Source organism: Parabacteroides sp. AF19-14 (genome assembly GCF_003635485.1).
Lineage (GTDB): Bacteria > Bacteroidota > Bacteroidia > Bacteroidales > Tannerellaceae > Parabacteroides > Parabacteroides distasonis.
Window position 1 is genome coordinate 161,798 of sequence record NZ_QTMJ01000002.1, and the last position, 21,672, is coordinate 183,469.

Consider the following 21,672-nt stretch of genomic DNA (forward strand, 5'->3'; position numbering starts at 1 on the left):
CCCCAATTAAATAAAACATAAGCAAATAAAATACAAGACATGGAAATTACAGGAAAAATTATTCAAGTCCTACCGGAAGTAGGCGGTGTCAGCAAAGCCGGAAACGAATGGAAAAAACAAGAGTACGTATTAGAGACACACGATCAATATCCCAAGAAAGTATGCTTCCAGATATTCGGAGCGGATAAGATCGCTCAAGCGGCCATTCAGCCGGGCGAGGAATTGACAGTCTCTTTCGACATTGACAGCCGTGAGTACCAAGGCCGCTGGTTCACCAGTATCAACGCATGGAAAGTAGACCGTCCGATGGCGGCAGCTCCTCAAGCCGCTCCGATGGGAGTAACTCCGGATAATTTCGCTCCGGCTTCCGCTCCTACGGCTCCAGCCTCATCCGCTCCTGATTTCGGACCGGCCAATCCAATCGATGATTTGCCATTCTAAAGACTAATGGATATCGTATTACTAATTGGCGGTTTACTACTAATTTTAGTTGGGGCTAACGCCTTGACGGATGGTGCCGCCTCAGTAGCCAAACGCTTCAATATTTCCAGCTTAGTAATCGGGCTAACTATTGTGGCGTTTGGGACTTCCGCACCGGAATTAACGGTCAGTGTCGTATCTGCCTTGAAAGGAAGCTCAGATATCGCTATTGGTAATGTAGTAGGAAGCAATATATTTAACGCCTTGATGATTGTCGGCTGTACGGCCGCTATCGTACCGATCAGCGTCACGAAAGGTACGTTGAGCAAAGAGATCCCTCTTTGCGTGCTTGCCTCAATCGTATTATTTATTTGCGCGAATGACGTTTTGATCAACGGCGCGTCGCAAAATAGTATCAGTAGTAGCGATGGAATGTTACTATTATGCTTCTTCGCCATTTTCCTTGGCTATACATTCGCAATCGCACATAATGGAGAGGAAAATGGAGAGAGCACGATTAAAATAATGCCCATTTGGAAAGCGAGTTTATTCATCATTGGTGGATTGGCTGGTTTGATTTACGGAGGACAATTTTTCGTGGATGGAGCTTCTGGTATCGCCCGTGGACTGGGTGTCAGCGAATCTATTATCGGTTTGACTTTAGTGGCCGGAGGAACCTCTCTTCCTGAGTTAGCGACTTCCGTCGTGGCCGCATTAAAGAAGAACCCGGAGATGGCGATCGGAAATGTTATCGGTTCCAACCTCTTCAATATATTCTTCGTATTAGGTTGTAGCGCAACAATCACGCCGATGAACATACAAGGCATTACCAATCTGGATTTGGGCGTCATGATCGGTTCATGCGTATTGCTTTATATTTTTGGCCTTTTCTTCAAGAAACGGACCATCACTAGGCCGGAGGGAATCCTATTGATCGCTTGTTATATAGCTTATATAACTTATTTGATTGTCGGCTGATAAAGCTTTTATAAAACAAAAGTGTAGCGAAGCACTTCGCTACACTTAATCCGCTACACGTCCGACAGATTTAATATTCTGTATCTTCGACAAAGTCACGCACATTTTCTGGATATCTTCTACGTCATGAACTTTCATCTTTATCTTACCTTCGAACACGCCGTCTTTCGCCTCGATCAGCAAGCGCATGATGTTCACGTTGAAATCCTCGGAAATCGTTTTCGTGATCGTATTCAGTACGCCTATCGAGTCTATACCTTTCACCTCTAGCGTGGCCTCAAAAGAAGCGTTCATATGGCTGCTCCAAACCGTATTCAAGATACGTTCGCCAAAGCTACTTTTCAAGCGCATGGCGATCGGGCAGGAACGTTTATGAACCACTACGTTACCATCGTCATTGATAAAACCTAAAGAGTCATCTCCCGGAATCGGCTTACAACATTCGGCAATTACATAATTACGCTCAAAAGCCTCCTCTTTCAATAAATAAGGCTTTTTCTTATCATATTTAGGCTTCTCTTTCTTGGCTTCCTCCTCTTCGGGTTGTTTCACCTTCTTGGAAGCGACACCCAACGCCTGTTTCACATACTTAAACAAGACATTATCCGTCTTCTCCTTCAACAGCTTCTTTAAATTCTCGGGCAAAACCACATCCCCCTTCTCTACCGCATAAAAGAATTCCTCGCGTTTCGAGAATCCAAAGTACATACCTAATTTATCCAGATTGGATGTACTCGCCTCAAGCTCCGAACGCTTGAAGGCATCAAGAACTTTTATCTCTCCATACTTAGCGACCTCTTTACGGACACGCTTTAATACGGCATCGATCTTCGCACGAGCCTTAGCGGTAGTCACGAAGTTCAACCACTCCGGTTGCGGCTCCTGAGAACGGGAAGTCAAGACCTCCACCTGATCTCCACTGGACAGCGGATGACTCAATGGCACCAAACGATGGTTTACCTTAGCGCCAATACATTTATTACCGATATCGGAGTGAAGCGCATAAGCGAAATCCAAGGCGGTAGCCCCTTGGGGCAATGTCTTTATATCTCCTTTCGGAGTGAAAACAAATATCTCGGAAGTAAATAAGTTCAGTTTGATCGTATCCAAGAAATCCAGCGCATTCGGGTCCGGACTCTCCAATATCTCGGTAATGGTTTGTATCCATTTATCCAATTCCGTATCCTCCTCCACGTTGGATTCCTTGTATTTCCAATGGGCAGCGAAGCCTTTCTCTGCGATATCATCCATACGGCGGCTACGGATCTGGATCTCTACCCATTGTCCATCCGGTCCCATAACGGTCAGATGAAGCGCTTGATAACCGTTCGCTTTCGGACGGCTCACCCAATCACGGATACGGTCGGGACGAATCCGGTAAATATCCGTAATAGCCGAGTAGATATCCCAACATTGGTTTTTCTCGTCCACACCGGGAAGCGGGTCAAAAATAATGCGGACCGCATAAATATCATAAATATCCTCGAAAGCGACACCCTTGCTTTCCATCTTATTCCAAATGGAATAGACCGATTTCACACGGGCACGCATCTCATACTGAAGTCCCATCGATTTCAGCTTCTCGTCCACAGGGGCGGCGAAACGCTCGAATAATTTATTACGGCTCTCTTCTGTCGCTTTCAACTTAGCGCTGATGAAATCGTATTCTTGCGGATGCTCGTATTTAAAACTCAAATCCTCCAGTTCCGTCTTGATCGAGAAGAGACCCAGACGATGCGCCAGAGGAGCATACAAATAAAGAGTCTCACCCGCGATCTTAAATTGCTTGGCGGGAAGCATGGAACCCAAAGTCCTCATATTATGAAGACGGTCTGCGATCTTGATTAGAATCACCCGTATATCGTCACTCATAGTCAGCAGCAACTTACGGAAGTTCTCGGCTTGAGCCGAGGCCTGTTCCCCAAAAATGCCACCGGATATCTTCGTCAAGCCATCCACGATCTGGGCGATCTTGTCTCCGAACATATCCCGGATATCCTCCACCGTATACTCGGTATCTTCCACGACATCATGCAATAACGCAGAGCAAATAGAGGTAGAGCCCAAACCCATCTCCCGGCATACGATACGAGCCACGGCGATAGGATGCATTATATAAGGTTCGCCGGAACGCCGTTTCACTCCGGCGTGCGCTTGATTGGCGAAATTAAAGGCTTTCGTGATTCGTTCGACCTTACGGCGGTGGTTTGACTTCAAATAATCGTTCAACAGCGCATTGAACCCATCTTGTATCATCTGTTCGTCCGCAGAGAGAACGGACGCAGTCTCGCCCGTTTCTTTTATATCTTTTGTGTCCTTTGTATCGTCCATGGTTTTACACCTCCCATTTTTATACTGTATAGCCACAAATATATACAAATATTTGGAAGGAAACCCTAACAAAAGACAAAAATAGAATATCTACAGCTTAAATATGGATCCCATAGTCGTGTTTAACCTCGTCCATGACAAAAGTACTTCTCAACGAGCCCAAACTATTGATCGTTCCTAACACATTCAAAATAAACTCTTGATAATATTTCATATTGGGAGCGTGTATCTTCAATAAGTAATCATAATCGCCTGAAATATTATAGCACTCCGTTACCTCGGGGATTTCTTGGATAATCCGGGTAAACTCAAAAGCTATATCCTTATTCAGCCGAACCAATTTCACGCTACAAAAGACAACAAAGCCTTGATTCAGCTTCTCCGCATCTAGTACCGCTATATACTTCTTTATATATCCACTATTCTCAAGACGTTTTAAACGCTCGAACACCGGGGTTGACGAGAGACTGACCCTTGCCGCCAACTCTTTCGTAGTCAACCGGGCATTATCTTGTAACGTTCGGAGGATTTGCAGATCCACCTTGTCTAACTTATCAGAAACATTCATAAGAAAAAAATTCTATCGGATTGATTCCCCAGCGTCCTTCGCCGAAGATGTATTCTATTTATAGCCCTAAAAATAGTATTATTTTCTATATTCTCAACGAATCTTGTTCAAAAAGCACACACATCATACATTTGCCAACAGAATAAGAACTAAATAAACAAGATGACTATGGCAACAAAGAAGTTACATTTCGAGACATTACAACTTCATGTAGGACAAGAACAACCGGATCCCGCAACCGACGCACGTGCGGTACCCATTTATCAAACAACTTCCTATGTATTCCATAACGCACAACATGCAGCAGACCGTTTCGGCCTACGTGACGCGGGGAATATTTACGGACGTTTGACAAACTCCACGCAAGGCGTTTTCGAGGCACGTGTAACTGCCTTAGAAGGAGGTGTGGCAGGTTTGGCCGTGGCTTCAGGAGCAGCGGCTGTCACCTATGCGTTACAGAACATAGTGAGGGCAGGAGATCATATTATCGCGGCCGATAATTTGTATGGCGGTTCCTTCAACCTGATCACCCATACACTGGCCTCCCAAGGCATTACTAATACGATTATCAATGTAAATGACCTAAACGCATTAGAAGCAGCCATCCGGGAAAACACGAAAGCCATTTATGTAGAGACATTCGGGAATCCTAACTCTGACGTAACGAATCTGGATGCGGTAGCGGAAGTCGCCCACCGACACCATATTCCATTAATCGTAGACAATACGTTCGGAACCCCCTACTTGATTCGTCCGATCGAACATGGAGCTGACATCGTCATCCATTCCGCCACAAAGTTCATAGGGGGACATGGCAGTAGTCTAGGAGGCGTAATTGTAGATGGAGGTACTTTCGACTGGAAGGCGAATGCCGATAAGTTTCCTACATTAGCCAAACCAGACCCAAGTTATCATGGAGCCATATTTGCGGACGTAGCAGGTTCCGCCGCCTTTGTCACCCGTATCCGTGCGGTCATTCTTCGCGATACCGGGGCAACAATCTCTCCTTTCAATGCTTTTATCTTGTTGCAAGGATTAGAGACCTTATCCCTACGCATGGAACGCCATGTAGCAAACGCATTGAAAGTCGTGGATTATTTATCAAAACATCCGAAAGTAGAAAAAGTGAATCATCCATCACTTCCTACCCATCCGGACCATGAACTTTACAATAAATATTTCCCGAATGGTGCCGGCAGTATCTTCACCTTCGAGATCAAAGGCGGGCAGGAAGCCGCTTGGAAATTCATCGACTCACTGGAGATCTTTTCCCTACTAGCGAATGTCGCCGATGTAAAGAGCCTTGTCATTCATCCATACACGACCACTCATTCCCAGATGAGTCCGGAAGAACTTGCCCAACAGCACATAACACCATCCACCGTACGCTTGAGCATCGGAACCGAATATATAGATGATATTATAGATGATCTGGATCAAGCTTTCGCTAAAATCTGATAGCGCACTTCCAAAAGGAAAAGGACAGAAGCAAAGAAGGCGATCCCTGTTCGACACAAGGATCGCCTTTCTAATCAACATCACATCGAGCCAAGGTTACACTCATTTATTCTCAGCCAAATAGATATCCGTAAATGTCACAGTTCCGGTTAATCGGTTATTGTTGTTAGTTACATTTAACAATATGACATACTTGCGATACTGATCGGCAGTCAACGCCTCTTTCATCAGCTTCAAATTGCCGTACACGGCTTTTTGCAATCGTTCATTCTGACGCTTCAGGTCTTTGCTCAAACTCTTTCTTTGTTCTTGTACAAAATAATCGTTAATGTTAAGTACCTCCTCCATTTGGTAAGGAGCCAATCCTAGATAAGAACTCAATCGGCTAAACTCTACCGCAAACGGTTCTTTATTCCCATATTCATTCACACATTGCGCTTTCGCAAAATTCATTGTAGCACTCATTCCCAAAACCGCTACCGCCATAATTAACTTTCTCATAATACCTACAATTTACCTATTACAAAACTATTCACAAAACAAACACTCATTTTAGAGAAGATAGCCTAAACATTCTTTTGTTTCGGACTAATCCTTTTTTACAAACCTATTAACCTATCTAATTTGTATGATAAAACTCGGATTAACATCAAAATTTCAACTTACATCTTATTGATGTATCTCCTTGTTTGTATTGCAAAGATGAAGAATTATCGGATAGGAAGTTTCCGATTGTTGACGAAAAGGAAAAAATGGGGATTGAACACGAAAAGGGCAAAAAAATACCGGCTTTAAGAGAACCGGCATTTCTATTTAATTATCATTCCAGACTTACTATCCAAGACTTAAACTCGGATGCCTTATTTTTACTAATATATATACGCTCAGGCACTTCTATATCCAAAGTAACGAGCAAACGGCTATCAAACCAAATTGTTATGTCCTTCACGCTATCACGAGAAATGATGAATTGTTTATTCGCACGGATAAAATCAGCAGGACTTAAAGAAGAAATTATCTGTTCCAATGTTTTAGCATATGGATACGAATTACCAGTCTTTAAATAAACATATGTACTCTTATCAGCCGTATAGAAACAAGACACATCTTTCAAGCTAATAGGCAACAATTTATCCTTAACAGGAATCAGTAGTTTATCCTTGTATTTAGGAGTAGTAGACAACTGTGTTAATTGGGATAAATAATGGATGATATCTTGATGATTCCATCGGCTAAACTTATCTAAGGCCCGTTTCAATTCTTCCGGCTTAATCGGCTTCAAGATATAGTCTATGCTGTTTACTTTGAAAGCGTCGATCGCATATTGATCGTACGCCGTAGTAAAGATAATCGGTGCCTCCACCTCTATCTGGTCAAAAATAGCGAAAGCGGAACCGTCCGATAAATGAATATCCATAAAAATCAAATCCGGCCTCGGATTGGCTTGCAGCCAACGTACCGTTTGCCGGACACTCTCCGTATTTCCCATGATCTCAATCGTGGGATCTATTGTAACCAACATATCCGCTAAGTTCTCATAGGCGGCGGTCTCGTCCTCTACGATCAGTATTCTCATATAGCATCATTTTAGGGGTAGGTATACCTGAAACTCATCCTCATCAGATTCTACCCGTATTTGTTTATTCATTAATAGCAAGAAACGATTCTCCAGATTCTTAAGCCCGGTTCCATTCGTATCCGGTAAGGTCAATTTCGGATAGATTGGATTAGAAACAACCAGTTCCATTCGCTCGTTCAGCCGGATCAAGATATCCATCCGGTGCTCGCTGTCTATAATATTATGTACCGTCACGTTCTCTACCAACGGAAGCAAAGATAATACGGGAATTCGCAAGTTCCGCTTATCTTCGGGAACTTCGATCGTAAAAGTAAGCTTATTGGCGAAACGGACTACCATTACATGCTGAAAAGCCTCTATAAACGCAAGCTCCTCCGACAGTAGTACCAAATTCTTTTTATCACTCTGAAGGATATAACGGAATATATCGGACAATTTCGTAACATACAACAAGGTATTCTCATCGTTTTTCTTCCGTATCAAGGAGGAGATTCCATTCAATGAATTGAAAAAGAAATGCGGATTGATCTGGTTCACCAATGCATCGCAGCGGCTCTGCAAATTCTCGACACGCAGATTCTCGATCAATTGATCCTTTTCCCGTTGATTGTGATATAGCATTTGTATATAGCCGATCAAGGTACATAACAACGCCAACACGATAAACTGGAAGATAATGATACTCAAAAAACGATCATAACTAATAGTCAGGAAGGAGATCAATTTATAGACAACAAAGCCTCCGGAAACGTACAGGGCATTCCTGAGCAACCGCTCGAAGAAGGAGGTACAATCCTCGTGCCTCAAGTTACTTTTCAGCAAAAACCAAATAAGTCCCCAAAAGTAAAGAAAACGGAACCCAAAGAAGAGCAAAAACCCTTGATGATCGTTCGGAGCCAGATAGCTCATGTCACAAAAGATCCATGCCAAATTCGGATAGGCGATAAACACCGCGCAAACCAAACTGACCAACCAAGGTTTAGCCTTGACCACTGATATCTTTTCATCCAATGAACCCATACGATTGTATCTTTTTTCGTATACAAAGGAATAAAAAATCATTCACATCCTTTTCCAGTGCACGAAGAAAGCGAAAAAAAAGAGTTAAAGACGAATTTATCCCCGAATGATCATCCTACCGGTATCTTCAGTACTTGGCCCGGACGGATATCCGGACTTGACAGCCCATTCACCTTTTGTAAGGAAGAAGCGGTAACCCCAGGGTATTTCTTGGAAATCGAATAAAGTGAATCTCCCGATTTAACCTTATAAGAGACAAAATCTTTATTGGCGGAAGCGATCTGTTTTGTAGCGACGGAAGCCGACTTTTTCGTTGTTGTCGCAGTCGATTTCGCAGTCACGGTAGTTGATTTCACCGGAGTCTTGGTAGCCGAGGCAAAAGCGACACCCCCATTATCTACATATAATCTTAACCGTTTTCCTTTCGCTACCCGGTTGGAGCCTAGCCCGTTCCATTTACGGATATCTTTCGCTGTCACTCCATAGCGATTAGCGATCGTATAAAGATTCTCACCACTCAATACCACGTGGGTGATTTTTTCCCGGGTCGCACCACTTGGTAAAGAGCCATTAGAGTTATTCGCGGAAATGCAATTCGCCAACAGTTCCTCGATCCGATGCGTATAGACCGTATCTTCTTTATCGATAAAAGCATAGGTTTCCGCCGCAGGTAGTTTCAAGACCGAAGGGCGGGTATTACCCGGAACGATGTCTCTTTTATATTGTGGATTTAACGCACGCAACGTCTCAATATCTACTTGCAATAGATCCGATACTTGCTGCAAATGTAGGGCATTATTCACCATGACCGTATCCGTGGCTAGCGGCAAGCTGGTTTGCATCGGACAGATGTTATGCTCGCAATAATAATTCATGACGTAATTGGCGGCGATAAATAAGGGGACGTATGAACGAGTCTCTTTCGGTAAATAAGGGAAGATATCCCAGAAGTCCGTCTTGCCCCCCGAACGACGGATCGCTTTATTCACGTTGCCCGGCCCGCAGTTATAAGATGCCAACACTAAATTCCAATCCCCATAGATAGCGTACATATCCTTGAAATACTTACAAGCGGCCTCGGTCGCTTTCAAGGGGTCCCGGCGCTCGTCCACCAAGCTATTAATCTCCAAGCCATAGCTCTTACCCGTAGGAAGCATGAATTGCCATAAACCACAAGCGCCCACTCGAGAGAGGGCTACCGGATTCAAGGCACTTTCCACGACGGCGAGATATTTCAATTCAATAGGCAGGCCATGCTCATCCAACACCTGCTCGATTATCGGAAAATAAAAGTCCGCCATCCCCAGCATATAACGCACTAAATTTCGTTTACGCTCCGCATATAAGTCAATACAATCACGCACTATATTATTATAGGGCAAAGCGATCACGCTGGGAAGCCTAGACAGGCGGTCGATATAGACCGAATCCGGGAAATAGACATTCTCGTCGTCATCATGGCAAAAGTCCTCTCTTTTTGAGAAATATTGCACATGCCAAGTACGGAGCAAACTATCCACGTTCGCATCCAAGCTTTCCGGAATCAATCCGACCTCAGACTCCAGCGAGCTTAAGGTATCTTTTTCCTCAATTCGGGTCTCTTCCTGCGCATAGACCAATGAGACCAAACAATTTAAACAAATGAGTGCTAGCAGGTATCTTTTCATGTATATCAGAATTTTAGACTGCAATTCAATCCGTAAGTACGAGGCGTGACACTCGTCTTCGGACTAACAACCGGCTCCAAATGCAAGGATAAATCCGGTGATATATCAAAATCGAATAACTGGGCATCCACGTAGGCATCCACGATACTCAACGCATACACCCCGACCGTAATAATTATACTTAAGTCTCTATATCGACGAAAATAATCCTTCTGTCTTTTCAATTGATCCTTGAAATTTGAATTATTAATCGCATCCTCAGGAGCCATGGAAGTCAAGTCTTGCCAACTTTTACTCCAAGCATCCGGATTTTCCAGATTCTTAGCGGCATCATACATGATATCCTTATAAGCCGTCGAATAATCCTTATAATTCTTATTATTCCAAGTCACGGCATACATACATCCCATCAAGCCACCGTAAACGATCGGTAATTTCCAATATTTCCGGTTATAGATCTGTCCCAGACCCGGAACCAAGGCGAACAAGACCGCTTTTGTCGGATTCGGCTTAAAAGCCAGCTTCATCTTCACTTCCGGTACGCCCACCGAATCGGCCGCCATCAAGACGGCTTGCACGGTAGAATCCGGGGCAGCTACCTCCACGGAATCGGAAACTATAGCAGGAACGGCTTTCTCCGTCTTATCCTCCTGTGCGTTACCCATCCCGGCATAGCACATGAATCCGATCAAAAGGAGTATGATTCGATTTCTCATTTCAATTTATCCAGTAACCCGATCAATTGCTCCAACTCTTCTTCCGTGGCGAAAGGAATCGTAATTTTACCTTTTCCCTTCTCATTGCAAGTCAACTGGACTTTCGTATTGAAGTAACGGGACAAATGATCTTTCAGCAATTTAAACTCTTCCGGAAGTATCGGCTTACGATCCGATTTTTTCTTTTCCGGCAATTCCGGTTGTATTCCCTCGGCTATATTACGCACCATCTCCTCCACGTTACGAACGGAGAGTCCTTGAGCCAATATCTGCTCATATAAAGCTAATTGAACCTCCGGATCATCCACCGGGATCAATGCCCGGGCATGTCCCATATCGATCTTCTTGTCCTTCAATCCTACTTGGATCTCGGCGGGAAGTTTCAACAAACGAAGGTAATTGGCGATCGTAGCACGCTTCTTTCCAACCCTTTCGCTCAACCCCTCTTGGGTCAAGCCGTAATTATCGATTAATTTTTGATAAGCTAACGCGATTTCGATAGAGTTCAAGTCCTCTCGTTGGATATTCTCTATCAAAGCCATCTCCACCACGTTCTCGTCGGCCGCCGTCTTAATATAAGCGGGAATACGCTCCAAACCTGCTTTAAGCGACGCACGATAACGGCGTTCGCCAGAGATGATCATATATTGCTCGGGGCCGATTTCCTTCAACGTAATCGGCTGTATCACGCCTAACGAACGGATAGAGGTAGCCAACTCCTCCAAGGTCTCTTCCTCAAAGACGGATCGAGGTTGTTCCGGATTAGGCTGGATCTTGCTTAACTCGATCTCACTAATAGACGATGAACCACCTGTCTTCAGGTCATCCATCGTAATTAACGCGTCTAATCCACGGCCTAACGCCGATCTTTTTAATGCTGCCATAATCCTTTATTTTTTTCAACAATCTCCTGTGCCAACTGCATATGGTTGATAGATCCTTTCGAATCCGCGTCATACAATAAGACAGGTTTACCGTAACTGGAAGCCTCGCTCAACTTCACGTTTCGTTGGATCACGGTAGTAAATACCAAATCGCGGAACGGACGTTTCACTTCCTCATAAATCTGGTTCGCCAAACGCAGGCGGGAATCATACATAGTCAAGAGGAATCCCTCTATCTCCAGTGCCGGGTTCAGCTTTGATTTGATAATCTTGATCGTGTTCAACAGCTTACTGATACCTTCCAAGGCGAAATACTCGCATTGTACCGGGATGATCACCGAATCGGCGGCTGTCAAGGCATTCACGGTTATCAATCCCAAAGAAGGAGAGCAGTCGATCAGGATAAAATCGTACTTCTCTTTCAGCGGTGTCAATATCTGCTTCAATATCCGTTCACGATTCTCCAAGTTTAGCATCTCGATCTCCGCTCCCACCAAATCGATATGAGAGGGGATGATATCCAGTCCTTCCACTTCAGTCTGTGTGATAGCGCCACTCGCGTCCTCACCGTTCACCAGACATTCATAGATAGAAAGTTCTACATTACGTATGTCCACACCCAGACCGGATGAGGCATTCGCCTGCGGATCAGCGTCTACGACCAGCACCTTTTTCTCAAGAGCGGCCAATGACGCAGCCAGATTAATCGTGGTGGTTGTCTTCCCGACTCCACCTTTCTGATTTGCTAAAGCGATAATCTTTCCCATACTATACCTAATTAATTCGAGGGCAAAACTAAACATTAAAAACTGAACCAAACAGGGTTCAATCAAAACAATGCTTGTTTTGTTGATAAATCGCCCTAACTGTTGATAACTCGCAAATATAAGCAGAATAAATCAAATAGAGGGTTATAAGGCTGGTATATAGGTGTTTTTTTGGAAATGATAACGAAGTTTTAAACAAACAGAGGCTCCTCTCACATCTTATTTCTCCCAATCAATACGATAATAATACCCTGCGTCCGGACGAGAGAGCATCTCCTTTTGCGTCATCATTGCTTGTTTTTATATGGAGAACAGCGCTTTCGTTAAAAGTGAGAGGTTTCTTGAACTTAATAATAGCGGTATGGTAATTATCGTCCGTCCTACAGGCTAGTTCCTCTATACGTTGATTTTCCGAACTGATCTTTGGCGAAATACTTCCAGACCACCTATAGTTATACTCTAGTTCCGTAAGCAGAGGTCTTTTACATTGAATCAAGCGATAAGTCTCAAAGGTGGAATGTACTCCATCATCACACTGGAAAATAAAAAAAGAGGAGATCTTCTTATACTCTACCGGATAATTACGAAGAATAACCCGACTTTCGAGAAAATTCTCTAATCACAGGCAAGCCTAGTGATTAATGCAAAGTTAGAATATATTTTCATATCGAAAAACAAAAGGGCTCATCAAAATACATCAGCAATGTTTATTTATTTATTCTTAGCCTTCCCCTTTGAGGATTTTCGCAATTATCATTCTGACAATTTGTAATATCAACTCCCGGAGAATCGATTTTTCCGGGCATACGGACAGTTCGTGCGCAAATACGAGAAAAAAATTCGACAATCATCTGCATAACAATCCTTTATCGAAAAATGGCCTTTCATTCTAGCGAGATTTATTCATCGTAATTCATATCCATTGAGTTCTTCGAGCGATTCCATAGGGTTACGACCGGGAGGTAACAGGGTTACGATGCCCATTCTAGAGTATTGACAACCCTATTCTTGACTACTTACGATGCCCAACGGCACTACTGGCGTTGCCCAACGCGACCTATCGCATATGCTTTAACCGCCTATCGTGTGCAAAAAGGGGACTTTTCCTGTCAAAAACGCCCGTTGAAGCCACCGCTTTCCCTCTATTTCTGCGTCTTTACAAGAGGGCTTTGTCACGCATATCCCCATTTATCCATCAAAAAGTTCGGATAACTGCGGTTTCGCTTACACCCAGACAAATAGGCAAAACCACAAAAGCCCCGCCGAAGTACATCGACGGAGCTCTATCTTATGAACTGTGTCTTTCCTTACGGAAATTCGATCAGTTTTCTACTTATTTAACGATCGTCTTAACAGCCTCTTCACCATCAACAGCTACAGCTACGATACCAGCAGGTACAGCGATAGTTGCGTTGTCTGAAGTAAGAACTGTCTCAGCAACAACCTTACCTAAGATGTTAGTGATAACTACTGACTTACCAGCAGCACCTTGAACAGTTACAGTACCGTTACCAGCTACTACGGATACACCTTCTACAGCTACTTCGTCGTTAGAAGTTACCATATCGTCAGCTTCATCTTTCTGGTATGCGTTGAATACCAATGCACCGTCGCTACCAGTCTTAGCAGCAGAGAACTGAGAATCACCACGAGTTAATACCAAGCAACCATTCTGCATCTTTAACCATGCAGCAAACTCAGGAGCGATTGAACCAGAAACTACCTTGTCATAACCAGCAGCAGCCTTACCAGCATTACCTGTAACAGCAGCATTAGCAGCCTCAGAGTAAATATTAGACTCGAACAAGAATTCATTAGCTTCGCCTTCTTTATCTACAGAACCAGCCTTATCAGGATTTACATAACGGAATGACCAAGTTACATTCTTGTGATTGTCACCAGTCAAGTCAACGATAAAGTTAGTCAACTTATTGTCACGATAGTTCTTGAAGATAGTAGCAGTATCTAATTTAGCAGGTTCCATCTTCTCGAAACCATTTGTCAAAACAACCAAGCTATCACCAACCTTAATAGCTTTCACGAAACCTACGCGAGTGTAACCACCATCGATATCCATGTACGGAGTCTTGAATTTCTTAGCAATCACTGAGTCAGCGAAGCTTACCAAGTACTTACCGTAGATGAAGCCTTCACGGCCTTGAGTTGCGTGAGAACAATGTGCGGCATCAACTTTGTTACCTGCGTTATCATAGTGATTATGCTCATATGTACAAGGAACACCCGGAATAGCGTCTTGATCATCGCGAGCGACAGAGATCAAATATTGAGGTTTAACCAAACCTGAACCACGTTTAACCCAAGCTGTATCTACAGTAAACGCTAACTTACCATTTGCTTTATCCTTAGCCCAGATACCTGCGTAATCAACAGTCTCAGCTGTCAAGTTCTTGTTCCACTCATCCATCAAGTATTCCTTACGGATCTTTTCAACGAAGATCAAGCTATCAGTTGAGTCATCAGTATTCTCACCTAAAGCGGCGTTGTTGAAATGACGATACAACGGAGTGTTGTCCGGAGCGATAGCAAATGCAGAGGTACGAGTCTCACCCAATACTTGAGCTTTCAAAGTAGCGGTAGCATCGTAGTCAGATACACCAGCCTTTTCTTGGCTAGCAGAATTAATCTTACCATCTTCAGCAGCCTCAACAATAGCATAATAGTGAATACCCTTAATATCATTATTCTCCTTGAAGTAAACAGAGTCAGTCTTTGTATCAGCATAGTGCTTGCTCAAGATATACTTGTTCTCAACAGCTCTACCGTGATTACGGAATGTCTTATCACCGTCCATGATGATATACATTGTTCTTACCGGCTGTACCAAGCCCGGGATACGACCTGTAATCTTCTTATCTGCGTTACCAGCAACCTCATCAGTCGGAGCATAACCATAAGCATGTTCTTTATAAGAAGACTTGATAGTGAAGGCCTTCTTACCTTCCAATACATTCATTGTAGAGTCCTTAACACCAATGAACTTATCATCTGCATACGGATGCCAATAGTTGAATGTATACTTGTTAGTGATCAACTCATCTTCAGTCAAGTGCTTGTAACCAATATACTTGTTAGTATAAATCTCCTTAGCAACAGGAATGAATTCCAATGAGTCAGTTGTTGCTATCGCGCCAGCAGCTGCAGAAACATACATATAAGAAGCACCCTCAGCCTTGTTCAATTGCATAGAAGCGATATTAACAGCAGTATTATCGAACTCACGGTTGATAGCCTTAACCGGAGAGATATTATTCTTATCGGTTACATTATTCTTCAATACAACCCATTGATAAGCTGGCATATGATTAGCATCCTGCAAATCCAAAGTTACCCATTCTGCAGAACCACCGTTATTATGGATCGGAGATGCCAAGAACTTACCCGTCTTATTGTTTTTGATCAAATAAACGCCATCAGCAACAGTTGTCTTAGTTGTCGGCATAGCCTTGCAACCAGAGAAACCTAACTCGATCTTAGTATTTTGATCTTTATCGACAGTCAAGATGCGAACCTTATCTTTAAGCAACTCTTGCAAAGAGATATGCTGATCTGTCTCTTTGGCAGCAGTAGCATCATTCCAGTAATCAACAGCAACACCAGCAGATGTTTCCTTCAATGTGACTTGCTTAACTTGGATCTCTAAGCTATCGTTTGAAGGCCAATAAGTAAACATAAACTTATATTGGTCTTTCAAATCAGAAGCTTCAATTGAATCCTTCGGAGTAGCATGAGTCTTCGTGCCAGTCTTATACGTATCTTTCAATTTGCTCCAGTTGTATGCTAAGAACTTAGCTCCACCTACCGCATTCGTATAAGCAGTATCCACATACAAATAAGAAGAGTCTGATCTCAACACATGGAAATAAGCCTTAGTAGTAGAAATGTCGGCAGCATCAGCTGTTGCCTCAACAGTAAACTTCTTTTCAACAAATGGATTCACAGCACCATCACCTAATACATCCGGAGTAAACTTCAAGGTGATTCCAGCTTTCTTATCTTGAGTACCGAAGATAGTGTTTAACTCATCGACACCTAAAATAGGTAATTTATCAGCTTCAACCAATTCAAACTCAGTAAACTTAGCAGCAGTGATTCCAGCAGAGGTAGCAATAGTTTTAACCATCTCTATCGCTGACCCGTTCACTTTCAAACCGATTACAGAGTCATTCGTGAAATAAGAATAGATTACTGATTTCTCAACACCATTCTTAAATACCGGAGAGAATTTCCAACCAGAAAGGTCACCACCTACAACAGCTGGAACAGAAACTAACGGAGATTCAGCCTTACCAGCGATCTTGTTAATGTCAAGACCTAAGAATTTTCCGATTTTGTTCGTAAAGTCAAACTTTGGATTCTGTCCTTGATTCTCAGAGTTAACTGTTACGCACCACATTGTACCACCTAAGTTTGCTGAAGTGTGATCAACCATTTTGATTTCATCAGCACCCGTCGTAGTCTCTGTAATGCTCAAGAATTGCGTACCGGCCTTAAGTTGATAAAGGCCGCTGTTCGCTCCTTCATTCAGTTTAATGGCACCATTAGCCGAGACCGCACCTAACAGTGCAGCACCAGCCAAAAGAGTAGAAAACTTTTTGTTCATAATTAAATAATTTAATATTAATACTAAAGTGTAATAAGCTCGTTCATTGGGCTGCCTTCACAAAACCATAATATTGGCAGCCGACTTTATCTATCATTTGCAAAGGTACGCGTTTCTTCGATTCGCGCAAATCTTCCCTATTATTTTTTTGTCATCCTACACGCTTTCTTATCAATCAAATAGGCTATTCATTACGAAATAGCGGATTATAACCACGAACTACCCATCCCTTACCTATATCCCCCACTCCATAAAAGCCATTCTCTAACCAAGGCCAAGCATAATAATCCCTCAACCACCAATCAACATAAATATAATGTACACGTACATTATTATTTATGTTATAAAGATTACTTCCACTGGAATTACCGTATCTTGAAAGGATACAAAGTACTATTTACCTCCCCATAGGATATATACTGCAAGTGCCAAAGGATATATACTTCCCCAACCGAGTAAGTATAACTACTCCCAAAATCCTCGCCCGTTACCGAGCCTTCCTCACACCCAATCCCAATACACATCATCCCTATCAGACCTACATCAAAAGCCTCATCCTTCAAATTCGTTCATTTTTTGTGATCACTCAAACGACTAACATGAAAAGAGATTCTATAAACGAGCTACTTAGATGGAAAGAAGAACATAGGAGAAAGCCCTCGCAAAAATCCCAGATTTGCGCCAAGAGAGGTCACTAACAATAAGAAACCTCCTTAAAAGCATAACGACGGATGCTTCCATCCCGTAACGCTAGCAAAAGATGCCCGGTTGATTCAATATCATGGATACAGGCCTCGAATTCTCCCGCCTCATCCCTATAGGCATGATAGCCCTCCCTTCTATACAACGCGAATTGATAGCGGATACGAATATCCTCGTATTCCTCTTGGAGGAGAGATAAATAATAGCGATAGAATACTGAGAGGAAACGATCTAAAACCTCTTCCCGGTTTACTTCATTGCCTGTTATTTGAAACAAGGAAACAGGATTCGGAGCATCTCCCCGAAACACCGCTTGATTCAAGTTTATGCCGATCCCGATGATGGAGCAATATAGATTATGCCCTGATAGATCGTTCTCGATCAACATTCCGCAAATCTTCTTATCTTTCCAATAAATATCATTCGGCCATTTCACTGTGACATGATCCGTATATAAGTCTAACGTCTCTTTCACGCTCAAGGCCGCTATTTGAGAAATCAAGAATTGGCGATTTGCCGGGATGCACGTAGGGTACAGGACTGTACTAAACATCAAGTTCTTTCCCGCCTCAGACTCCCAGACATTCCCGATCTGCCCACGTCCGGCTGTCTGGAAATCAGCGACAACTACACTTCCTTCCGGAAGAGATTCTTTGATGATCAACTCACGAAGCAGGCTATTCGTAGAAGTGGTTTCCACCACACGCAAGATGCGGGGAGATTCATTATCAGTGCTCATCATTATAAATCTCCCTTATATTTTTTGGTAGTTTAGCGATCACCTCCCGGTAAGAGTGGAAGATCCAACGTTTAACCTCCTCGTCCTCCATATCCCGATCCAGATAAATGCTATTCCAGTATTTCTTATTAAAATGATAAGCCGGCTCAACCGCCGTATACCGTTCCCGTAACTCTTCCACATAGTCCGTACTGCATTTCAAGGAGACATGAGGCTCCTCCGCATCCAAAGGAAGCAGCAGGAACATCTTATTCTCTACCTTAAAGACCAGCGATACCTCATCGAACGGGAAACACTCGATGGTATTCTTCAAGGAAAGGCAGTATTCACGTACTTCTTCTATATTCATAACTTTTATCTTTTAACGGCAAGGAGCATAGAAAGCATCTTCGATATGGTCGATCAGGAAACCCGTCTCTTTCTTGATCAATGTCACGATATCAAAACGGACTGGTAAGTCTATATTAAAATAACGGACATAGGCATCCGCAGCGGCGACAATCCTCCGAATCTTCTTGGTGTCTACCGCATCTTCCGGTGAAAGCAAAAAATCCTCAGAGCGTGTCTTTACCTCCACCACGATTAACTCATCTTCCTTGACAGCGATAATATCCAGTTCATAATGATGCCAATGCCAATTGGTATGCAACACGTTATATCCATGTTTTACCAGATAGGCACGAGCCTCAGACTCACCTTCCCGACCCATATCGTTCTGTCTTGCCATCGCATTAATTTGCACAAATATAGCCATTTTCTTTGTTATTCGGCTATTCACTCGTACATTTGCAAATGTATGAGAGAAGAACGTAAATATTCATCGGCTCACCCCAATCATCCGAGGGTACACAAAGTGACCTTTATGCTGAATGACGAAGAGCATAAAGCGGTAAAACGTTACCTTTCACGCTACAAGATCGAGAATAAGTCCCGTTGGTACCGAGAGACGATCCTTTCTCACATCCTCAAGACCTTGGAGGAGGATTATCCGACTCTTTTCAACGAAAATGAGATGAGAAGATGAATCCTTTCAATGACGAATATTTCATGAAGCAAGCGTTGGTGGAAGCTCGTGCGGCAGCGTCCGAGGGTGAGGTTCCCGTAGGAGCTGTTATCGTCTGCAACAACCAGATCATAGCGAGGGCGCATAATCAAACCGAATGCTTGAACGACGTGACCGCACATGCCGAGATGTTGGCGATTACGGCCGCCGCCGGAGTCTTAGGAGCGAAATACCTGACAAATTGTAGTCTATACGTAACCGTGGAACCCTGCATAATGTGTGCCGGCGCGATCGGATGGGCACAATTAAGTACGATCGTATACGGGGCATCCGATGATAAAAGAGGTTTCTCCAAATTCGCCCCTCAAGCCTTCCATCCGAAAGCGATTATCAAAAAAGGTATCCTTGAAAAAGAGTGCGCGGAAGAAATGCAGCGTTTCTTTAAGCAAAGACGCTAAGCTCTATTTAACTTCCTCGTAATCCACATACTCCCCTTCATCCTTGGCGAATATCTTCTTACGGTGCACATAAGGTGTACGATCATCATCATCGTCCCGGGCGGTAGTAGTCGTAGAACGATGTCCGGAAGTATTGCTATTTGTTTGACGACGTTGTTCTCCCTTACGAGTGCTGTTTCCGCTACCAAAAAAGATGTTCTTAAAGGTACGCAAGATGGAGAAACCCATCAGAAACACCAACAGGATAAAGAAAAAGAATATTACAAACAAAAACTTAAACATAATCCGATACTTAAATGATTCTTTACTATCACAAACACAAAGATAAGAATTCTTGTTTATCCCTTTTTGTTAAAAATAGACAAGACTATATATAACAGGATGGTTCCAGAGATTCCCAAGAATCCCCATAACGCCACGAAAATAATGGCACAAGCGATCAATATATAGCGAAGCTCATTACCCTTCCACGCTAAGGATTTCACCTTCAGCGAGAACATCGGTATCTCAGACACCAACAGCAAGGAGGTAATAAACGCCAAGATAACAGTCACCAACACGAACAAGCCTTCATTCGCATGGACAACCGGTAAAACAGAATACCCCGCCGAAGCCCAAAATAAAGCATGCGCCGGAACCGGCAAGCCGATAAACGAGGTAGTTTGCCGTTCATCAATATTGAACTTAGCCAAACGCAAACCTGAAAACGTAGGGATCACGAACGCCAGATAAGGGATATACGTATTCAAAGAGCCAAAAGGCAAAGCCGTAGAAGCCTCTCCCAACAACCAATAGACCACCATGCCCGGAGCGAAGCCGAAACTTACCATATCCGACAAGGAATCCAATTCCTTTCCCATCGGCGAGTAAGCCTTCAATAAACGAGCGGCAAAGCCATCGCAGAAATCAAAGACCGCGGCTATAATAATCCAAATCAACGCAGATAAAAGATTTCCGTGCAAGGCCATAACACTGGCGACACAACCGGACAGAAGGCTTAGACACGTAATTGTATTAGGAATATATTTTCTTATACTCATTTTGACAAACGGGCTATAGGCGTTTGATTGCCTGTTACTTTTTGATCCATCTCTATTAACACCTCTGTTCCTACCGGCAGGTAGACATCCACGCGAGAACCGAATTTAATAAACCCCATTTGCTCGTCCACATGACATTTCTCTCCCGGCTTGGCATACGTAACGATGCGGCGTGCCATCGCCCCGGCAATCTGACGAGCCAAGACATCCACCCCGTTCCTCGTGGTAATCACGACCGCCGAACGTTCGTTCTCCGTACTACTCTTCGGCAGATAAGCCGCCATAAAACGCCCGTTCTGGTGGGAAACATGCTTAACGGTACCGTTTACGGGAAACCAATTGGCATGTACGTTGAAGATAGACATAAAGATAGATATCTGTAGGCACTTCTTATGAAGGATCTCGTTCTCCATCACTTCCTCGATGGCAACGATCGTACCATCGGCGGGAGCGATCACCAAGCCTTCCGAATCATAAGGAAACCGACGGAAAGGACTACGGAAGAAGTTTAATACCAATAGGAACAATACGGTAGAAACAAAAGCGACAGAATAAAACAGCATACCCTTACCTACCGTATGGTACAAAGTTATATTCACAATAAATAATATTGTAAACAACGTAAGTAGTAAACCAGTTCCTTCTTTATGTACTTTCATTCTTCTTTGACTGTATCGTTTTATACTAAGAATCTGCAAAAATATTCATTTTTACCGAATAT

Annotated in this window: 21 protein-coding genes; 5 read left to right on the forward strand and 16 right to left on the reverse strand. The window is 43.3% G+C overall.

Annotation, left to right across the window (positions count from 1 at the left end; translation table 11 throughout):
- The first annotated feature begins 39 nt into the window (after nucleotides 1-39).
- Both DWX33_RS02405 and DWX33_RS02410 read left to right on the forward strand, forming a co-directional pair.
- Entirely contained in the window at nucleotides 40-441 is a 402-nt protein-coding gene (locus DWX33_RS02405; RefSeq protein WP_005861275.1) for a DUF3127 domain-containing protein, read from the forward strand.
- 6 nt (nucleotides 442-447) lie between these two features.
- Entirely contained in the window at nucleotides 448-1,398 is a 951-nt protein-coding gene (locus DWX33_RS02410; RefSeq protein ID WP_005866891.1) for a calcium/sodium antiporter, read from the forward strand.
- Nucleotides 1,399-1,443: 45 nt separating this feature from the next.
- On the opposite strand, the gene DWX33_RS02415 is transcribed toward DWX33_RS02410, so the two are convergent.
- A complete protein-coding gene (locus DWX33_RS02415; RefSeq protein WP_121772873.1) occupies nucleotides 1,444-3,729 on the reverse strand; it encodes a bifunctional (p)ppGpp synthetase/guanosine-3',5'-bis(diphosphate) 3'-pyrophosphohydrolase in 2,286 nt (761 codons plus the stop codon).
- 97 nt (nucleotides 3,730-3,826) lie between these two features.
- Nucleotides 3,827-4,297 (reverse strand): Lrp/AsnC family transcriptional regulator, encoded by a 471-nt coding sequence (locus tag DWX33_RS02420; RefSeq protein ID WP_121772872.1) that lies wholly within the window; start codon nucleotides 4,295-4,297, stop codon nucleotides 3,827-3,829.
- A gap of 168 nt (nucleotides 4,298-4,465) precedes the next feature.
- On the opposite strand from DWX33_RS02420, the gene DWX33_RS02425 reads away from it, so the two are divergent.
- The gene (locus tag DWX33_RS02425; protein ID WP_122379775.1) at nucleotides 4,466-5,755 is read left to right on the forward strand and encodes an O-acetylhomoserine aminocarboxypropyltransferase/cysteine synthase family protein; all 1,290 of its coding nucleotides are present in this window, start codon (nucleotides 4,466-4,468) and stop codon (nucleotides 5,753-5,755) included.
- A gap of 102 nt (nucleotides 5,756-5,857) precedes the next feature.
- Here the strand turns inward: DWX33_RS02425 and DWX33_RS02430 are convergent, their stop codons facing one another.
- From DWX33_RS02430 to DWX33_RS02485, 11 genes are all read right to left on the reverse strand, one after another.
- On the reverse strand, nucleotides 5,858-6,256 hold the full coding sequence (locus tag DWX33_RS02430) for a hypothetical protein (RefSeq protein WP_121772870.1): 399 nt from the start codon (nucleotides 6,254-6,256) through the stop codon (nucleotides 5,858-5,860).
- A 319-nt stretch (nucleotides 6,257-6,575) separates the two neighbouring features.
- Nucleotides 6,576-7,331, reverse strand: a complete 756-nt coding sequence (locus DWX33_RS02435) for a LytTR family DNA-binding domain-containing protein (RefSeq protein WP_008773869.1) — start codon at nucleotides 7,329-7,331, stop codon at nucleotides 6,576-6,578.
- 6 nt (nucleotides 7,332-7,337) lie between these two features.
- A complete protein-coding gene (locus DWX33_RS02440; protein ID WP_195205620.1) occupies nucleotides 7,338-8,396 on the reverse strand; it encodes a sensor histidine kinase in 1,059 nt (352 codons plus the stop codon).
- A gap of 68 nt (nucleotides 8,397-8,464) precedes the next feature.
- Nucleotides 8,465-10,021, reverse strand: a complete 1,557-nt coding sequence (locus tag DWX33_RS02445; RefSeq protein WP_122379777.1) for a lytic transglycosylase domain-containing protein — start codon at nucleotides 10,019-10,021, stop codon at nucleotides 8,465-8,467.
- Between the two features lie 5 nt (nucleotides 10,022-10,026).
- Entirely contained in the window at nucleotides 10,027-10,737 is a 711-nt protein-coding gene (locus DWX33_RS02450) for a DUF5683 domain-containing protein (protein WP_005866821.1), read from the reverse strand.
- Nucleotides 10,734-11,621 carry a ParB/RepB/Spo0J family partition protein gene (locus tag DWX33_RS02455; RefSeq protein ID WP_008773872.1) on the reverse strand — a complete coding sequence of 296 codons (888 nt, stop codon included), beginning with the start codon at nucleotides 11,619-11,621 and terminating at the stop codon, nucleotides 10,734-10,736. Before DWX33_RS02455 ends, DWX33_RS02450 begins: the two co-directional genes overlap by 4 nt.
- Nucleotides 11,609-12,388, reverse strand: a complete 780-nt coding sequence (locus DWX33_RS02460; protein ID WP_005861254.1) for a ParA family protein — start codon at nucleotides 12,386-12,388, stop codon at nucleotides 11,609-11,611. The genes DWX33_RS02455 and DWX33_RS02460 overlap by 13 nt, the downstream gene beginning before the upstream one ends.
- A gap of 1,333 nt (nucleotides 12,389-13,721) precedes the next feature.
- Nucleotides 13,722-17,009, reverse strand: coding sequence for a DUF6383 domain-containing protein (locus tag DWX33_RS02465; RefSeq protein ID WP_122379778.1), 3,288 nt, complete (start codon nucleotides 17,007-17,009; stop codon nucleotides 13,722-13,724).
- A 694-nt stretch (nucleotides 17,010-17,703) separates the two neighbouring features.
- Nucleotides 17,704-18,453: a biotin--[acetyl-CoA-carboxylase] ligase gene (locus DWX33_RS02475; protein ID WP_122379780.1), complete on the reverse strand. Its 750-nt coding sequence runs from the start codon at nucleotides 18,451-18,453 to the stop codon at nucleotides 17,704-17,706.
- Entirely contained in the window at nucleotides 18,440-18,799 is a 360-nt protein-coding gene (locus DWX33_RS02480) for an MmcQ/YjbR family DNA-binding protein (protein ID WP_005866809.1), read from the reverse strand. The genes DWX33_RS02475 and DWX33_RS02480 overlap by 14 nt, the downstream gene beginning before the upstream one ends.
- 12 nt (nucleotides 18,800-18,811) lie before the next feature.
- Nucleotides 18,812-19,177, reverse strand: coding sequence for a YraN family protein (locus DWX33_RS02485; protein ID WP_008773876.1), 366 nt, complete (start codon nucleotides 19,175-19,177; stop codon nucleotides 18,812-18,814).
- A 69-nt stretch (nucleotides 19,178-19,246) separates the two neighbouring features.
- Between DWX33_RS02485 and DWX33_RS02490 the strand changes: the two genes are divergently transcribed.
- Both DWX33_RS02490 and DWX33_RS02495 read left to right on the forward strand, forming a co-directional pair.
- Nucleotides 19,247-19,474 (forward strand): hypothetical protein, encoded by a 228-nt coding sequence (locus DWX33_RS02490; protein ID WP_005866807.1) that lies wholly within the window; start codon nucleotides 19,247-19,249, stop codon nucleotides 19,472-19,474.
- Nucleotides 19,471-19,911, forward strand: coding sequence for a nucleoside deaminase (locus DWX33_RS02495; RefSeq protein WP_008780688.1), 441 nt, complete (start codon nucleotides 19,471-19,473; stop codon nucleotides 19,909-19,911). The genes DWX33_RS02490 and DWX33_RS02495 overlap by 4 nt, the downstream gene beginning before the upstream one ends.
- 3 nt (nucleotides 19,912-19,914) lie before the next feature.
- On the opposite strand, the gene DWX33_RS02500 is transcribed toward DWX33_RS02495, so the two are convergent.
- From DWX33_RS02500 to DWX33_RS02510, 3 genes are read right to left on the reverse strand one after another with little or no spacing between them, the layout of a single operon-like run.
- Nucleotides 19,915-20,193 carry a DUF4834 family protein gene (locus DWX33_RS02500; RefSeq protein ID WP_005861240.1) on the reverse strand — a complete coding sequence of 93 codons (279 nt, stop codon included), beginning with the start codon at nucleotides 20,191-20,193 and terminating at the stop codon, nucleotides 19,915-19,917.
- A 56-nt stretch (nucleotides 20,194-20,249) separates the two neighbouring features.
- Nucleotides 20,250-20,951, reverse strand: coding sequence for a phosphatidylcholine/phosphatidylserine synthase (locus tag DWX33_RS02505; protein ID WP_122379781.1), 702 nt, complete (start codon nucleotides 20,949-20,951; stop codon nucleotides 20,250-20,252).
- Nucleotides 20,948-21,610: a phosphatidylserine decarboxylase family protein gene (locus tag DWX33_RS02510; protein ID WP_005861238.1), complete on the reverse strand. Its 663-nt coding sequence runs from the start codon at nucleotides 21,608-21,610 to the stop codon at nucleotides 20,948-20,950. The genes DWX33_RS02505 and DWX33_RS02510 overlap by 4 nt, the downstream gene beginning before the upstream one ends.
- Between the last annotated feature and the right edge of the window lie 62 nt (nucleotides 21,611-21,672).

Excerpts from the sequence above, each read along its gene's own strand:
- DWX33_RS02405 (WP_005861275.1), top strand. The coding sequence starts at position 40 with ATGGAAATTACAGGAAAAATTATTCAAGTCCTACCGGAAGTAGGCGGT.
- DWX33_RS02410 (WP_005866891.1), top strand. The coding sequence starts at position 448 with ATGGATATCGTATTACTAATTGGCGGTTTACTACTAATTTTAGTTGGG.
- DWX33_RS02415 (WP_121772873.1), bottom strand. The coding sequence starts at position 3,729 with ATGGACGATACAAAGGACACAAAAGATATAAAAGAAACGGGCGAGACT.
- DWX33_RS02420 (WP_121772872.1), bottom strand. The coding sequence starts at position 4,297 with ATGAATGTTTCTGATAAGTTAGACAAGGTGGATCTGCAAATCCTCCGA.
- DWX33_RS02425 (WP_122379775.1), top strand. The coding sequence starts at position 4,466 with ATGGCAACAAAGAAGTTACATTTCGAGACATTACAACTTCATGTAGGA.
- DWX33_RS02430 (WP_121772870.1), bottom strand. The coding sequence starts at position 6,256 with ATGAGAAAGTTAATTATGGCGGTAGCGGTTTTGGGAATGAGTGCTACA.
- DWX33_RS02435 (WP_008773869.1), bottom strand. The coding sequence starts at position 7,331 with ATGAGAATACTGATCGTAGAGGACGAGACCGCCGCCTATGAGAACTTA.
- DWX33_RS02440 (WP_195205620.1), bottom strand. The coding sequence starts at position 8,396 with ATGATTTTTTATTCCTTTGTATACGAAAAAAGATACAATCGTATGGGT.
- DWX33_RS02445 (WP_122379777.1), bottom strand. The coding sequence starts at position 10,021 with ATGAAAAGATACCTGCTAGCACTCATTTGTTTAAATTGTTTGGTCTCA.
- DWX33_RS02450 (WP_005866821.1), bottom strand. The coding sequence starts at position 10,737 with ATGAGAAATCGAATCATACTCCTTTTGATCGGATTCATGTGCTATGCC.
- DWX33_RS02455 (WP_008773872.1), bottom strand. The coding sequence starts at position 11,621 with ATGGCAGCATTAAAAAGATCGGCGTTAGGCCGTGGATTAGACGCGTTA.
- DWX33_RS02460 (WP_005861254.1), bottom strand. The coding sequence starts at position 12,388 with ATGGGAAAGATTATCGCTTTAGCAAATCAGAAAGGTGGAGTCGGGAAG.
- DWX33_RS02465 (WP_122379778.1), bottom strand. The coding sequence starts at position 17,009 with ATGAACAAAAAGTTTTCTACTCTTTTGGCTGGTGCTGCACTGTTAGGT.
- DWX33_RS02475 (WP_122379780.1), bottom strand. The coding sequence starts at position 18,453 with ATGATGAGCACTGATAATGAATCTCCCCGCATCTTGCGTGTGGTGGAA.
- DWX33_RS02480 (WP_005866809.1), bottom strand. The coding sequence starts at position 18,799 with ATGAATATAGAAGAAGTACGTGAATACTGCCTTTCCTTGAAGAATACC.
- DWX33_RS02485 (WP_008773876.1), bottom strand. The coding sequence starts at position 19,177 with ATGGCAAGACAGAACGATATGGGTCGGGAAGGTGAGTCTGAGGCTCGT.
- DWX33_RS02490 (WP_005866807.1), top strand. The coding sequence starts at position 19,247 with ATGAGAGAAGAACGTAAATATTCATCGGCTCACCCCAATCATCCGAGG.
- DWX33_RS02495 (WP_008780688.1), top strand. The coding sequence starts at position 19,471 with ATGAATCCTTTCAATGACGAATATTTCATGAAGCAAGCGTTGGTGGAA.
- DWX33_RS02500 (WP_005861240.1), bottom strand. The coding sequence starts at position 20,193 with ATGTTTAAGTTTTTGTTTGTAATATTCTTTTTCTTTATCCTGTTGGTG.
- DWX33_RS02505 (WP_122379781.1), bottom strand. The coding sequence starts at position 20,951 with ATGAGTATAAGAAAATATATTCCTAATACAATTACGTGTCTAAGCCTT.
- DWX33_RS02510 (WP_005861238.1), bottom strand. The coding sequence starts at position 21,610 with ATGAAAGTACATAAAGAAGGAACTGGTTTACTACTTACGTTGTTTACA.